This window comes from Clostridium sp. DL-VIII (genome assembly GCF_000230835.1).
GTDB lineage: Bacteria > Bacillota > Clostridia > Clostridiales > Clostridiaceae > Clostridium.
This window is the reverse complement of sequence record NZ_CM001240.1, coordinates 2,215,969-2,230,394: the sequence shown is the minus strand read 5'-3', so window position 1 is coordinate 2,230,394 and position 14,426 is coordinate 2,215,969. Positions and strand designations below refer to the sequence as shown.

General features: G+C 29.7%; 12 protein-coding genes and 1 pseudogene. All 13 read right to left on the bottom strand.

The genetic code is table 11. From position 1 onward, the window contains the following. Positions 1-63 precede the first annotated feature (63 nt). A complete protein-coding gene (locus tag CDLVIII_RS10130) occupies positions 64-2,139 on the bottom strand; it encodes an ATP-dependent helicase (RefSeq protein WP_009169360.1) in 2,076 nt (691 codons plus the stop codon). 9 nt (positions 2,140-2,148) lie between these two features. Further along, positions 2,149-4,812: a DEAD/DEAH box helicase gene (locus CDLVIII_RS10125; protein ID WP_009169359.1), complete on the bottom strand. Its 2,664-nt coding sequence runs from the start codon at positions 4,810-4,812 to the stop codon at positions 2,149-2,151. A gap of 274 nt (positions 4,813-5,086) precedes the next feature. Beyond that, entirely contained in the window at positions 5,087-5,257 is a 171-nt protein-coding gene (locus tag CDLVIII_RS31185; protein ID WP_009169358.1) for a hypothetical protein, read from the bottom strand. A gap of 359 nt (positions 5,258-5,616) precedes the next feature. After that, positions 5,617-5,877, bottom strand: a complete 261-nt coding sequence (locus tag CDLVIII_RS10120) for a hypothetical protein (RefSeq protein ID WP_009169357.1) — start codon at positions 5,875-5,877, stop codon at positions 5,617-5,619. A gap of 4 nt (positions 5,878-5,881) precedes the next feature. Further along, positions 5,882-6,415: a hydrogenase maturation protease gene (locus tag CDLVIII_RS10115; RefSeq protein ID WP_009169356.1), complete on the bottom strand. Its 534-nt coding sequence runs from the start codon at positions 6,413-6,415 to the stop codon at positions 5,882-5,884. Further along, entirely contained in the window at positions 6,412-7,803 is a 1,392-nt protein-coding gene (locus CDLVIII_RS10110) for a nickel-dependent hydrogenase large subunit (RefSeq protein WP_009169355.1), read from the bottom strand. Before CDLVIII_RS10110 ends, CDLVIII_RS10115 begins: the two co-directional genes overlap by 4 nt. Positions 7,804-7,870: 67 nt before the next feature. Then, positions 7,871-8,707, bottom strand: coding sequence for a hydrogenase small subunit (locus CDLVIII_RS10105; protein WP_242835966.1), 837 nt, complete (start codon positions 8,705-8,707; stop codon positions 7,871-7,873). A gap of 607 nt (positions 8,708-9,314) precedes the next feature. After that, positions 9,315-9,632 carry a thioredoxin gene (trxA, locus tag CDLVIII_RS10100; RefSeq protein ID WP_009169353.1) on the bottom strand — a complete coding sequence of 106 codons (318 nt, stop codon included), beginning with the start codon at positions 9,630-9,632 and terminating at the stop codon, positions 9,315-9,317. 417 nt (positions 9,633-10,049) lie between these two features. Further along, positions 10,050-10,505 (bottom strand): DUF134 domain-containing protein, encoded by a 456-nt coding sequence (locus CDLVIII_RS10095; protein WP_009169352.1) that lies wholly within the window; start codon positions 10,503-10,505, stop codon positions 10,050-10,052. A 379-nt stretch (positions 10,506-10,884) separates the two neighbouring features. After that, positions 10,885-11,055: pseudogene (locus tag CDLVIII_RS29790) on the bottom strand (spore coat protein); the annotation flags it as partial. A gap of 66 nt (positions 11,056-11,121) precedes the next feature. Next, positions 11,122-11,475 carry a hemerythrin family protein gene (locus CDLVIII_RS10090; protein ID WP_242835965.1) on the bottom strand — a complete coding sequence of 118 codons (354 nt, stop codon included), beginning with the start codon at positions 11,473-11,475 and terminating at the stop codon, positions 11,122-11,124. Positions 11,476-11,765: 290 nt separating this feature from the next. Next, positions 11,766-13,103 (bottom strand): amidohydrolase, encoded by a 1,338-nt coding sequence (locus tag CDLVIII_RS10085; protein WP_009169350.1) that lies wholly within the window; start codon positions 13,101-13,103, stop codon positions 11,766-11,768. A gap of 367 nt (positions 13,104-13,470) precedes the next feature. After that, positions 13,471-14,325: a MetQ/NlpA family ABC transporter substrate-binding protein gene (locus CDLVIII_RS10080; RefSeq protein WP_009169349.1), complete on the bottom strand. Its 855-nt coding sequence runs from the start codon at positions 14,323-14,325 to the stop codon at positions 13,471-13,473. Positions 14,326-14,426 lie beyond the last annotated feature (101 nt).

Below are 14,426 nucleotides of genomic sequence, written 5' to 3'. Positions count from 1 at the left end.
ATTTGCTTTGTCTAATACATAAAATTTATATACTATGTATTACTAAATTAAATAAGATTTAATTTACACAAATTCCAATTCACTAAACGCTTTTATAAATTCTTTCACTCCATAATTCTCAAATTCTACTTCAATCATCATATCATCTTCCTTTAGGACTTTTCCCGTTCCGTATTTCTTGTGGCTTACCTTTTTAATTGATATTTCATTTATTTCTTCAACTACTGGTAATTCCACTTTTTCAGTAACCGAAGCTTCTTCTTTAATTCCTTGAGCCTTTGCCTCTTGAATTTGTTTTTTAAGTTCTTGAAGATTTACATTATTATTTTTAACCTTATCATTTTGGATTAATTTCTCTGGAATCATATGAATATATCTACTTTCTCCAGGCGCTGCCTTATGATAATCTGGATTTGTATAATAAGAAAGTTCTAGATAATCTTTTGCTCTAGTGATTCCAACAAAAAATAATCTTTGTTCCTCTTCTTCCTCCATATCTCTTGTATGAAGTGGAATTAACCCATAATTAACTCCTGTAATAAACACATAAGAAAACTCTAGACCTTTAGATGCATGTAAAGTCATAAGCTTAACAGCGTCTATATCGCTATTTATATCCTTCTTTAAAATATTTACTCCATATAAAGCTGATGAATTTATAAACTCTCTAAGTCCATCTAAAAATGGCATTTGTTTTTCTTTCACATATTCTATGATTATATCAAGCAACGCATTTATAGCTTCTTTATCATCTATATATGTAGCTGAAGTTGGCTTTATATACTTATCAAATTCAAAATAATTATAAATCTTTTCTGCCATCTTAATTTCAGAACATTTATTTAAAAATTCATGCATCTTTTCTAGTATTTCTGATTTAATTATGTTCTGCTCTTTAACTATCTTTCTTGCAGTCTTTTCTGTCATTTTCTCTCCATATTCTTTATTGCTAAGAACATAAATTGCAGAGGAAAAATCATTAGGATTTACGCAAAAACGAAATAATTTGATCATCCAATTTAACACTGGACTGTCACTTATGGTTTTCTTCATTGATACTTCAAAAGGAATATCATTTTTTAAAAACACATCTTCAAAGACCTGAGACTGGTTTTGTAGTCTATAAAAAATTGCAATCTCCTTATAAGGCACACCTGATTTATGTATTTCCTTGATCTTATCTACCAAATAACATGCTTCATTAAAAGGATTATAATGATTTTTAACTATGATTTTATTTTCAGTTTCTCTAGCACCCATTAAGCGGCTTCCATTTTGCTGAAAGCACCTTGCTGCTTCTAAAATAGCATTACTTGAACGATAATTTATTGGAAGGGAAAGCTCCTTTGCATTATATTTATGCTTTAATGTATAAACCACATTTAAAGAACTTCCACGCCAGGTGTAAATAACCTGATTTGGATCACCAACTGCAAATAACTTAGTATTTTCACCTTTTAACTTATCAATAAAATCAAGCTGTATTTTATCGCTGTCTTGAACCTCATCAATAATAATCCACTTAGGTTCTATTTTATGCTCACCTAATAATAAATTTGCATTTTGCAATATATCTGAAAAAGACATCTTATTTTGTTTTATCTTTTCTTCCTTTAGTAGCTCTATAAGCTTAAATATATCATCATCATAAGGAGAAATCTTTTCTTCCTCTTTCTCAATAACCATAGCTTGCTCAAGTCTCTTTTTTAAACGGTTCTTATATTTAATTTTGAGCTTTTCTTCTTGAATTATCTGCAAGGCAATGTCTAATTCCTCATCTGGCTCTATTACTAAGAAGTCTTTTTCATATCTTATTTTTTCAATTGGCAATACTTCTTTAAGTAAATTAAGGGCCACACTATGAAATGTTCCAAACCCCTCTAATTCCTCTGATTTTATACTCTCATCAGAAACCATTAATCTTTCTTTAATTTCATTTGCAGCTTTATTAGTAAAAGTTAATACAATCATATCTTTATAACTGATATTTTTTGCATAATGAAGATACACGATTTTTGAAATCAAAACTGTTGTTTTTCCACTTCCAACATTTGCATTTACAACACATGCATCACTTTCATCAAGTACTGCTTCTCTTTGATATTCATTTAATCTTTCTAGCTCTTTTTCATAATGCATGTTATTCTCCTATTCTGTAAGATCTTCATATCTTCTTTGTAATTTACTTTTTACATTTTTTCTATCTTCATCTATCTCTTCAAGTCTGACACTTAATTCAATTCCCATTGGAGCATCTGTATGGAAAGAAATAATATTTATTATGCTCTTTTTATTACTTTCTTCCATTACCCATTCTCTATAAAATGCATTATTTAAAACTAAAATTAAAGTACTATTATCTATTTCAACCTTAGGAATTGTACTTAAAAATTTTGCAAAAGCATCTCCATTCTCCTGCATATACTCACAGAATTCTTTCCATTTTTCCTGTAATTCATTAAACTTAAATGCTTTCTTAATAAATGTTGCTGGAGCATATTGTGCTAACTTAATATCCTTTGGTGCCTCTATTTCCTCTAATAAATTCTTAAGCCCCCATAGAACCATAGCTTTATTTAATTGATAATCTCCAATACATGCAGCGCAGCCATCATCACATGTACATCCCCCTAACATCTTGATTGCATTTTCAATAATATTTGCAGTTAAGTCAAATACTTTTTCAGAATAGCCAAGACCACCTACGTATTTATCATAAATAAACATATAAACTTCGCTATCATAATTTTGACTTATTTCAATTGCATTGTTAGACATTACAACACCTATGTCTTCCTGTTCTGTCATAGTTGCCATCATTGCTGCATTTTTAATTGCATAACATACACCTTCAAAATGATTATTTCTTATAAAGCCTCCATTTTGACTTTCCTGAAGGAGCCTTCTATATACTGTAACAACATTGTCAGGAATCCTTATCCAAGTGCTTTCTGTATCATAATCCTTTGATAATGGTTTTTCTAACTGTTCAAAACCTAAATTTTGATGATTGTGAAATTGCAGCTTTTTATACATATAAACTATTTCATCAACATTTACATCTCCAAAAGTCACTTTAGTACGTTCATATTCCATATCCTTGCTTCCTTGAATTATTCTTATATTTGTAGTGCCTCCTGGCATTGTATAATAATTTCCATTAAAAGGAATAGCAAAAGCAGTTCTACTTTCTAAGTCAAGCTTTACAACCTGATATTGAACTCCATCATGCATATAAATTGCTCCATTATGAATTTCACGAAAAGCCTGCATTTCATCCATTTCTGTAATTTCTTTATTGTTATCTTTATTTATAAGTTTGTACCTTGCTTTATCGATATTTCTTAGGCTGAAATCCCCTGCTGGAAATGAATTACCACACCATGCAAACTTTCCACTTTGATTTGTTAATTCACTTGCTCTGATTAAAACAGGAATTGTTTCACCTAAATCTGGAAAAATTGAAATATCATCTAAAGTTAATGGGATTTCAGCAGCTGCAGCACGTATATGTGCAAGTTCTATTAAAAGGTTATTCTTATCAATTACTGCATTTTCACTTCCACTTTCAAAAAGCCAGTCTGGATTAATTGCTATATACTGGTCAAAAGGCAGGTTATCAAAAATTAAATAATTTGTACTTTCAATTCCGCTTCTTCCTGCTCTTCCGCTCTGCTGCCAAAAAGATGCCCTAGTTCCTGGATATCCAACAATTACAGTTGTATCAATTTTACCAATATCTATTCCAAGCTCTAAAGCATTTGTTGATACTAAACCTCGCAGAACTCCAGTAATCATTTTATTTTCAATTTCTTTACGCTCAAGTGGAGTATATCCTCCTCTGTATCCAGATATCTTATCTTTTAAAGACGCTCCAAAAAAGTTTTCCGTCTCTAATTTATCTCTTGCTTCTTTTAATACAACCTCAACATTTCTTCTTGATTTGGCAAAAGCAATAAAGCTATTATCATTTTCCACTAAATCAGGTATTAAATCAGCAGCTACTGAAGTTGATTGCACCTGTCCATAATATTTTTTATCATTCCCCATAATCTTTGGTGGCTGCACAAGCTTATAATTTTTCTTTGGAGCTGGTGAACCATCCATGCAAACCTCAAGAAATTTATGTCCGCATATTTCTTCTGCAAGTTCAACTGGATTTGCTATAGTTGCTGAACTGCATAAATACTGAGGAGATGAATTATAATATCTGCACACCCTGCCAAGTCTTCTAAATACATTCGCAAGATGTGAGCCAAAAGCACCTCTATAAGTATGAAGTTCATCAATCACAATATATTTTAAATTAGAAAAGATAAAATCAAAACCAAACTTACTGTGATTCGGTAAAAATGCAGCATTTATCATTTCAGGATTAGTTAAAATGATATTAGCATTTTTTCTAATTCTGCTTCGTTCGTTTACAGGAGTATCCCCATCATAAACTCCTGCTGAAATCCTGTTAGACCCGAAATATTCTAAGTAAGGCAAAATCGCACGATACTGATCACTTGCAAGAGCTTTTGTAGGATATATAAAAATTGCCCTTGCTAAAGGATTCGATAAAATTTCTTGAATAACTGGTAGTAAAAAACTTAAAGTCTTTCCACTGGCTGTAGATGTAGTTATTACAATATTATTTCCTTCTACTGCTCTTTCAAACATTTCCCCTTGATGGCAATATAACTTTTCAATACCCTTTTTAGAAAGATAAGTACATAATTCTTGTGATAAGTTATTTGGGTAATCCACATAAACAGCTTCTCTTTTAGGAATTGTTTTATTGTATATGATTAACTCATTTATATTCATAAGTATAGCTCCTATTCTGCTAAATTACTAAATATTATATTAAAGCATAAATAATTACAGCTTAGTTTAATTCATAAAATAAACTAAGCTACATTCTTAGAAACATTTTTCATGTTACTAAGCTTTAGTGCGAACGTATATTCTTATTAAAATTATACTTAACATGGATTCTATTGTAAAGAGACCTTATTTTGTTTTTCCAAAATATTAATCATTAGAATACATAATTAAAGGCAGCTTAAATCATTTAAATTTAATCTGCCTTTAAAAATATTTATTTAGCTTGTAAAAACTCTTCATAAGTTTCTATTTTATCCTCTCTATTGTTCATTTGTAACCAGTTATTATAATTTGTAATATTAGCTTCTAGTTTCTTTAAATTTAGTATTGTTCCATTTTTCTTTTTGAGTTCTGCATACATATTAATCTTTATTAGATTTCCCATTTTCATCATCTCCTTGAATAATTAAGATATTATTTATTTTAAACATATTTTATCCTCACAATATTTTATAACTTTTTAATATTTATCTTTTGTTCATCACTTTGATATCCTTTGTATGATTTAAATTTAACATATTCTTTTATAATATTCAATAGTATTTAATAATAATTATCCATTTATTTTTCGACACGTCTAAATAAATTTTATACCTTGAATGTATACCCCTAGTGAAACAAATATAATATGTTTCACTAGGGGCATATATAATAATATGGTTGTTATATAAACAAATTAAATGTCTTAACATATTCTAGGTAGCATATGTGCTTCTAGATATAATATTTCTCTACGCTAGACTCTTAATTTTCACTTTGTTCTCCTTGGATGCTTTTAAGAATAGCAATTTGATCTTGTATCTCTTCCCTTTCTACATTGATTTTTGTCCATTCCCCAACTAAATTCCCATAAGTATGCTGAAGGTGATCATAAAGATTGTCAGAATGTATATGACTTCTAGAACTTACTATAACAGTAAACGTCTTAACTTTATTAATATTATTGGCTGCACATATGTTTTTTAATTCCTCTGAAATCTTACTTAATAAAATAGTATCATGCATATTTTCACTCCCCTTTTCTTTCATATACCTTATTCTTAATTATATATTTTTCTATTCTCTTCAAAATTTCTTTAGAAATAGCTTCTAATTTTTCTTGCAATACAAAGCTTAATCCAAAACCAAATTCAACTTCCTTTACCTCAATTGCATAAACTTCTCCTTTAGTACTAGGATAATAAAGTTTTAATAGATCCAAAAAACTATACTTATGCTGAGAGTATCCTTTTTTCTTAGAAATATAGGCATTTAGTGGAAAGCATGTAATCTCGCCAGGCTCTTTTCCATAACATGCTGAATCCAAAACAAAAATATAATCATCTTCTTGTACATTAGAAATTCCATATTGAACATCAGTTTCAACATAAATAACTTCAATTTCTCTTTCTAAAAGCCTCTCTTCTATAACTTTTGCTACTTCAATTCCTATAGCATCATCTTTCATTAAAATGTTTCCCATAGCAATAACCTTAATATTTGAGCATACATTTTTGTGAGTATCCTCTTCTTTGCTTTCAAAACCATTTACAGCTGTATTCAAACCAAAACCTCGACTATTTCTGTATCACCTGTGCTTCCAATTAAATGAGTTGCACACGATACGCATGGATCAAATGATCTTACAATACGTCCAATTTCTATAGGCTCTTTAACATTGTCTAATTTAGTTCCAATAAGTGCTCTTTCTACAGTTCCAGGAAGATTTGATTCATCTTTAGGCGACAAATTCCATACAGTAGGTGTTATGATATTATAATGATTGATAACTTTTTTATCTATTTCAATCCAATGTCCAAGAGCACCTCTAGTAGTATCAGTTAAACCCACCCCATAAGCTTTTTCTGGAATATCATAAGCCTTTTGATTATTTGGTTTTAGTTCTATTCTTTCAGCAAGTTTCTTTATTATTCCTAGTATCTTTTCTGTTTCTAGCACCCTTGCAATGTTTCTATCCATGCATGAATGTCCATTTGTGTATTCTCCACTAACTATTAAGCGTGCTAATGGTCCAACCTCCATAGGTAGACCTAAATAACGAGGAGCTTTTATAAAAGTGTATGCATATGGCTTAGATAAATCCACTTCTTCTAACCCTTCGTCCTTTTTATACCAGGAATAATGAATTTGCTCTGTAATTTTATCTGGTTCTAAATTATATTTAATATTATCCTTCATTACTCCTGGCTTAACATAAGTGATCTCTGGATCTTCATATTTATCAAATACTCCATAAGTCATAAAATATGGATAAGATTGTCCTTTTTTAAAATAATCAGAATAATATTTTGAGATGTTCTCTACATCTTCTTTCATTCTGGTTGTTACAAAGGATTCTATATTTTTAATGATACTTTTTATTTTTTCTAGCTTATATGCATCTATATTTACAGTTACTCCTCCTGCAAAAATCCCGTGATTATGAGGTGCCTTTCCTCCTAGAAGTGCTAATCCTTCATGAGCTAATCTGCTAAATTCAATACTTTTTACGTAGTCCTCTTCTATTTTTTTATTTATTCTTTCTGGAAGCCTGAACTCAGTATATTGTTGTTCTTCTACTAATTTTATACTCTCTATTTTTGCGTAACTAGGCATAGAAAGTAAATAAAAATGTCTTAAATGATTTTGTATAAACTCAAAGCCATGCAAAAGATCTCGAATATAATTATCATTTAAACTAACGGTTATCTTAAATGCATCTTCTAAAGCTAAAGTAGACGCCATAGAGTGAGCTGTAGAGCATATTCCACAAATTCTCTCTGTAAAATATATAGCATCTAAAGGTGCTCTTCCTTTTAACATTTTTTCAAATCCCCTAAAAAGCAATCCACTAGCATCTGCTTTAGCAATTGTGTTTCCGTCTACTTCTGCTTTTATTTCTAAAAAACCGCTTATTCTAGTTACTGGATCTATAGTTATTATTCTTCCCATATCCTCCTCCTTGTGGCACACTCAATAAAACAATTAATATGCTTGTCTATTATTTTATTTCATGTACCTAATACATTACAAAAGGTTCCATCCCGTCCGGAAACTGTGATTGCGCACATCCAATGCAATTTGTATTATCCCCAATAGGCCAATTAACGTAGCCATTCCATTTTCTCCTTGGACAATCAGTTTTTGTGACAGGACCTCTGCAGCCTAATTTGAACATACAACCTTCTTCTCCAAATTTTTGTGCAAATATGCCTTTATCAAAAAATCCTCGTCTTGTACAATTATCATGAATCGTAACTCCATAAAAAATAAGTGGCCTTCCTTCATCATCTAACTCAAGCATGCCATAACCAACTAAATGTGCTATAGTTCCAACTACCCAATCTGGATGACACGGACATCCAGGCAGCCTTATAACCTGACGATTTAAAACTTCCTGTACACTCTTACTTTCTGATGGATTCGGTTTTGCAGCAGATATACCCCCATGAGAAGCACAAGTCCCTACAGCTACAACATACTTTGCTTTTCCTCCAGCTAATTGTATTGCCTCTAATGCTGTAATATTTCTCCCACTATAATTGGCCAAAATGTTATAACGTCCATTTTCTTTTGTAGAAACTGCTCCATCTACTAATAATATAAATTCTGTATCTAGTGTTTCTAAAAATTTTTCAAATGCGAATTCTCCTTCTAAGCCCATAAGCGTGTTATTATAAGTAAAATTCACAATATCAGTTAAGATATCATAAAGTCCAGGATTTTCACTATTAAGTAAAGATATTATATTTCCTGAGCAGCCTGTTGCTTCTAGCCAAATAACATTCATCTTTTTGATATTTTTATTTTCAATTGCTTTTGCAACATCATTTGCAAATCTTTTTGAAGTATGAATTTTAACCTTTGTGAGTGGACATGATACTTTTCCACTAGTCAATTTAATTCCTCCAATGGATATTACTTTACTGCACTTTAAGTATTGAATTCTTCTTATCAGTTATAATAATTACAATATCAGCTTTTAAAATGTTTTTAATATTAAAACGAAGGTACATAAACATCTTTTCAGTTAAAAGTTTATGATTATAGTATTGTAAAAATGTATATAAACCAACTAAAAAAGAGATAAATTATTTTTCATTTTTTCCACCCATGGTCACTGTAGAGAGAGGAAATGGCCTTGGCTCATTTAATAGAATTTCCTGCTTATTACGATACAATAAGCAAATTAGAAGAAGATGCAAAAAATATTGGTCTATCAAAAATGCCATATACAGGCAAATAATTATACGCTATTACTAAAAATACTAATAAAAAAACTCCTACTGCATTTATTGTAGTAGAAGTTCTGAGTTTTCAAAAATATGCTTAAATGAGAATTTCATTCCCTTAAAACTATTCATATTTTTAAAACATTATCTATTTATTATAGTTATAATTTAAACTCCACATGCTAGCTTTATTTGTTAACAATGTGAAGTTTAATACTAAATTATGCAATTTTATAGATGAGCATTAACCTTATTTACTATATTATCTTTAGGCATAAAGCCTGCTAACTTTTCTACTGGCGCTCCATCTTTAAATATAATCATTGTTGGAACAGCTGATATACCATATTTATCTGCTACATTACCGCTTTCATCAATATCTAATTTGAAAAATTTAGCTTTATCTGACATTTCACTGCTAACACCTTCGAATACTGGACCTAACATCTTACATGGCCCACACCAAGTTGCAAAAAAGTCAACCACTACTATCCCTTTAGTATTTTCAACGTTTTTAGCAAATTCATTACTATTTATTATTTTTGCCATAATTAATTCCTCCAATTTAAATTATATACTTTATAATTTCCAATTTATTTATACTTTAATTATATTTTCATTCCTGTTCTTCTTCTGTGACTTAATCACTTAATAATGATTTAATTTCATTATCCAATTCTGCTTTAGTTATTTCCCCCATGTAATCTTTAATAATATATATGTTGCAATTGAAAATTTACAATGTACAATTCACAATTATGGTTGAAATCCTTACAGGATTTTTTCAATAATTGTGAATTGTGAACTGTACATTGCAATATATATCCATTATTATTGATAAACAAAGCTTAAGGAATAGATGCAACAGTGTTTATAATGTTTAAATAAAAAATAATAGACCAATATTTTCGAATACTGATCTATTGTTATTTTATATTTCATACATATAAATTTCAAAACCTCAAATTATTTCTTAATTTCTACGCTATTGCTTTTGCACCAGTGCTTGCAAAATCCTGCCTTTTTACTACACATAACTTTATCAGAACCACAGTTTGGGCAAATAACTCTATCCTGGTCATAATTTATTTCATAGATCGTCTCACATTCTGCACATTTAAATTTGCAAAGCTTTGTAGTATAGTGGCCTCCGTTTATTCTTATTGCCTTTCCTTCTGTTAAAGCTATAGCTACTTTTTTTCTTGCACTATCTATTATATTTTGAAAGGTCTGTCTTGATACCTGCATTTTTTCAGCACATTCTTCTTGATTTAATTCCTCAATATCTTTAAGTCTCATTGCTTCAAGCTCTTCTACCTTTAAAATCATTTCTTCAATTTGACATTTTGGCTTTCCCCATGGTACAAAGTAATCATCTTCTGGAAAAAACTCAACTCTTCGGAATTTTGTTGGTCTTGCCACTTTTTTATCCTCCCTGGATTATTATATATTTAAATTATTATAATACTAAAATCTGTTTCCGCTGTTTAACTATTTCATTATACTCAATTTAATAAAAAGCTTCAAATAGCATATACAATAACAAATCCATACTTTCACTATTCATGATTTTTTATCTTCAACCTATATATCTTATAAATTTATCTATTTTTTAAGCAGCATCATAAACATTTTATGTACATGCACATCTTTTCCTTATACTGCATTTTAAGTATATATTAATTATTTCCATATGACCTTATTTAATTTCAAATCCTAAGATTATGCATGATAAAAAGCATAAAAAAACTTAGCCTAAAGAAGCTAAACTTTCTTGTACTTTTAATAATGCCTTCAAATGCTACTGAACATTATACATGCCTTTACTCAATATACTTAAATATCGCTTCGTATGTTTTTGTTCTTCTTTTTGTATGTGATTTAATACGTCACGTACTTCGGTATCTTTAAATTCAAAAATTACGGTATCATAAGTTCCTGAAACATATTTTTCTGTTATTAATAAATCTGAACTTCATTGATAGAATCACTTTTGCAAAAAAAGAGAAGTCGGTTATTTTACCTTCCTCTCTTTTTTCTATTCAACAATTTTTAGAAATATTGCATATTTTCTATCTGCAACATTAATATGCTCACTTATCCATTCAAATAGAAAATCGATAATTTCTAAGATCACCTTTCTTTGATTATCATCTATATCTTTTTCATCTCTAGATGCAACTTCTTTTATCTTATATACATAAAATCCATGCTCTTCTTCCTGATCATGAATATGATCATAATTATATTCTTTAAGCATCTTTTCTTCATATTCAAAATGATATTTTGTATATTCTAATAGCTCATCAACTATTGTCATTATTTCATCATATCTATCATATCCATCATCTATTATTGCAATATCATATGCTCTTTTTCCTATTTCAAGCAGCTTCTTATGTTGTTTATCAATTTCCTCAATATTTAAATTATACTCTTCTTTCCATTGAAATGCTGATATTCTTTTCTTCTCCTTAATTATTAATGATATCGTCTTTTAACCATTTTGGAAATAAGGTTTTATTGTAAATCATGTAATTTATACTCACACTCATGCAAATAATACTTCTGCTGCTTCACTACTTTAGGATTAGACAAATTACAAATATGTAAGTTATATAAAGGCACCATTTAATAAGGCTAGCTATTCTCATTAGCTAGACTTATCATAGTGCTAAAAGTTTATTCATTTTTATAATCGCCCTTAAATATCTCCTCAAAACTCTCCATATATTTCTTATATTCATCAATAGTAAACTTAGGTTTAAACTCTTCCTTAATTTTCTTAGCTTCCTTTGCTTTTTCTTTTAGTAATCTATAGGCCGTTAAAGCCATGATTTTTGCAGTAGCAATATAAGCTATTTCATCATTTACTACCTTGAAATATTCTGAATGTAATCCACCTTCAACTCCTCCTGTTGCAAATTTTAATACTGGCATAATATGAGTCAAATCTCCAACATCACTAGAACCTGCTGTATGTTTATTAGGATCAGCTTCCTCAACCATTCCATTAGGCAGTATCTCATGTGCTATTTCTAAAATTTCTTTTGATGGCTTTAGAGGTATTACTGGAAGATAACCTGGTCCCGTAATTATCTCTATCTCCGCTCCAACTGCTAAAGCTCCAGACTTAAAGGCTCTATCGACTTTTCTGTTAGCATCTCTAATAGCTTCAACATTCTTTGCTCTGACTAAACTTTCAATTACTACCTCATCAGGAATTACATTCACCAATCCTCCTCCTTTAGTTATTATTGAATGAACTCTAACTGAATCTTCATCTTTAAAAGTTTCTCTTTGATATGCTATTGCATTCAAACCCAGTGAACTTGCATTTACAGCATTAATACCTAAATGTGGTGTTCCTGCTGCATGAGATGCTTTTCCTTTATATTTTGTAACTTTTGATACGAATCCATTGCTTGTACTATCTCCTACTACAATATCTGCTCCTGTAGGATCAGAATGATGTACTACAGAAAGGTCTATATCATTAAATGCTCCTATTCTAATAAGCTCGCTTTTACCTCCTCCATACTTAATTAAATTCTTTTCTTTTAATGAAAGTTTAAACTCTATTTCACCATACTCTTCAGCAGGTACCGCAAAAAACACTACATTTCCATCTAATGAATTCTTTATTTCATCATCTGACAACGCAATTGCTGCTCCTATGATTCCTGCCAATTGAGTATGATGCCCGCATGCGTGACAAGCTCCTGTTTTTTTATCAGCAAATGGGTTATCTGGTGATACAACAGCGTCTAATTCTCCAATTAATGCCAAATTTATCTTTTCTGTATTTCTCCTCTTTAAATACCCCTTTATACCAGTAATTGCAAGATTGGTTTCAATTTCTTCACTATTCTCTTTTAAAATTTCCAATACCTTTTCTGATGTTCTCTTTTCCTTATATCCAAGTTCTGGATGTATATATATATCTGTTGCAAAAGAAATAATTTTCTCTCTATTTTTATCAATAATATCTATAATCCTTTTTTCAATTTTATCCATCATTATTCTCCCCTTCTATAATCTCCTCAAAATTTCAATCTATTTTATTAGTACCTGCCTATTATTTTCTTTACAAATCCTTATATACTTTTAATTCAAAATACACAATTTGCATTCTATAATTGTTTGATAAAATTACTCTGTAATTTCTGTAATTCTCATTTTAAAAAGTTCTTATGCTGTTTTTTTATATTGTGAATTGAGAATTTTTTACCAATTTTTAACAATCTTAATTTCATCATTTTTTCAAATTACTGAAATTCTATAATCTCATATTCAATAAATCTAAGAGGCTACTCTCTTAAAAAAATTAATCAGAGTAACCATTTTTACATTAAATATTAATTATAATTGCTTATATAGCACTATATTATTTTATTTCATCTGGTATAAACCAGTAATTATTCTTATTGTGTTCTGCCATATAATCTTTGAAATCCTTAGATTTATAGGCCTCTACTATATCCTTTGCCCACTTGCTATCTTTGTTCTTTTCATCAACAACCACTTGAAGCTGTAATTCTTTACTAACATCTTCTGATAATAATGATTTTGAAGGATCTATTTTAGATGCATAAACCATACTTCCTGGAAGTACTGCAAAGTCTATATCATCTAATGCACGTGGAATTTGTGCAGAATCCATTAGTGTTATATCAAGATCATAAGTATTTTCACTGACATCATTTATAGTTAATGTTGTTGGGTTTGCATCTTCCTTTAATTTAATCCATCCAGCTTTTTTTAGCAGTCTAAAAGCTCTTGCTGTATTTGATGGATCATTAGGAATTGCTACTTTTTGACCTTTAGCTACTTGATCAATTGAAGTATGCTTATTTGAAAAAATTCCTGCTGGAACTGTTGGAATAGGCGTAATTGGAGTTAGTTTATTATTAGTTTCTTTATTAAAATTATTTGCATATGCACTGTGCTGATCTACATTAAAATCAATACTTCCTTCTGTTAATGCTACATCAGCTTGTCTCAAATCTGAAAAATTCACTTCTTTAATTGTATAACCATTCTTCTCTAATATAGGCTTAACAGCACTAGTGAATAGTTCACTATAAGGTCCAGGGGATATTCCGATTGTTAAATCCTTCTTTTCTGTAGCTTTTGTATCAGTACTTGCAGTACTTGCACTACTTCCGCATCCTGCTAACCCCAAAGCAAACAGACTTGTTGTTAGTCCTATAATAATTTTAGTAAATATATTCTTTTTCATTTTTATTCTCCTAACTTATTGATTATTTAGTTCTATTTTTATATTTCCCATCGTTTTAGTAGCATTTAAGGTCATAATAATTCTATTTATTCTTATAAATT

What these genes read in the sequence shown, in the direction of transcription:
- CDLVIII_RS31185 (WP_009169358.1), bottom strand. Translation starts at nt 5,257, where the DNA reads ATGGGAAATCTAATAAAGATTAATATGTATGCAGAACTCAAAAAGAAA.
- CDLVIII_RS10130 (WP_009169360.1), bottom strand. Translation starts at nt 2,139, where the DNA reads ATGCATTATGAAAAAGAGCTAGAAAGATTAAATGAATATCAAAGAGAA.
- CDLVIII_RS10125 (WP_009169359.1), bottom strand. Translation starts at nt 4,812, where the DNA reads ATGAATATAAATGAGTTAATCATATACAATAAAACAATTCCTAAAAGA.
- CDLVIII_RS10120 (WP_009169357.1), bottom strand. Translation starts at nt 5,877, where the DNA reads ATGCATGATACTATTTTATTAAGTAAGATTTCAGAGGAATTAAAAAAC.
- CDLVIII_RS10085 (WP_009169350.1), bottom strand. Translation starts at nt 13,103, where the DNA reads ATGATGGATAAAATTGAAAAAAGGATTATAGATATTATTGATAAAAAT.
- trxA (WP_009169353.1), bottom strand. Translation starts at nt 9,632, where the DNA reads ATGGCAAAAATAATAAATAGTAATGAATTTGCTAAAAACGTTGAAAAT.
- CDLVIII_RS10110 (WP_009169355.1), bottom strand. Translation starts at nt 7,803, where the DNA reads ATGGGAAGAATAATAACTATAGATCCAGTAACTAGAATAAGCGGTTTT.
- CDLVIII_RS10080 (WP_009169349.1), bottom strand. Translation starts at nt 14,325, where the DNA reads ATGAAAAAGAATATATTTACTAAAATTATTATAGGACTAACAACAAGT.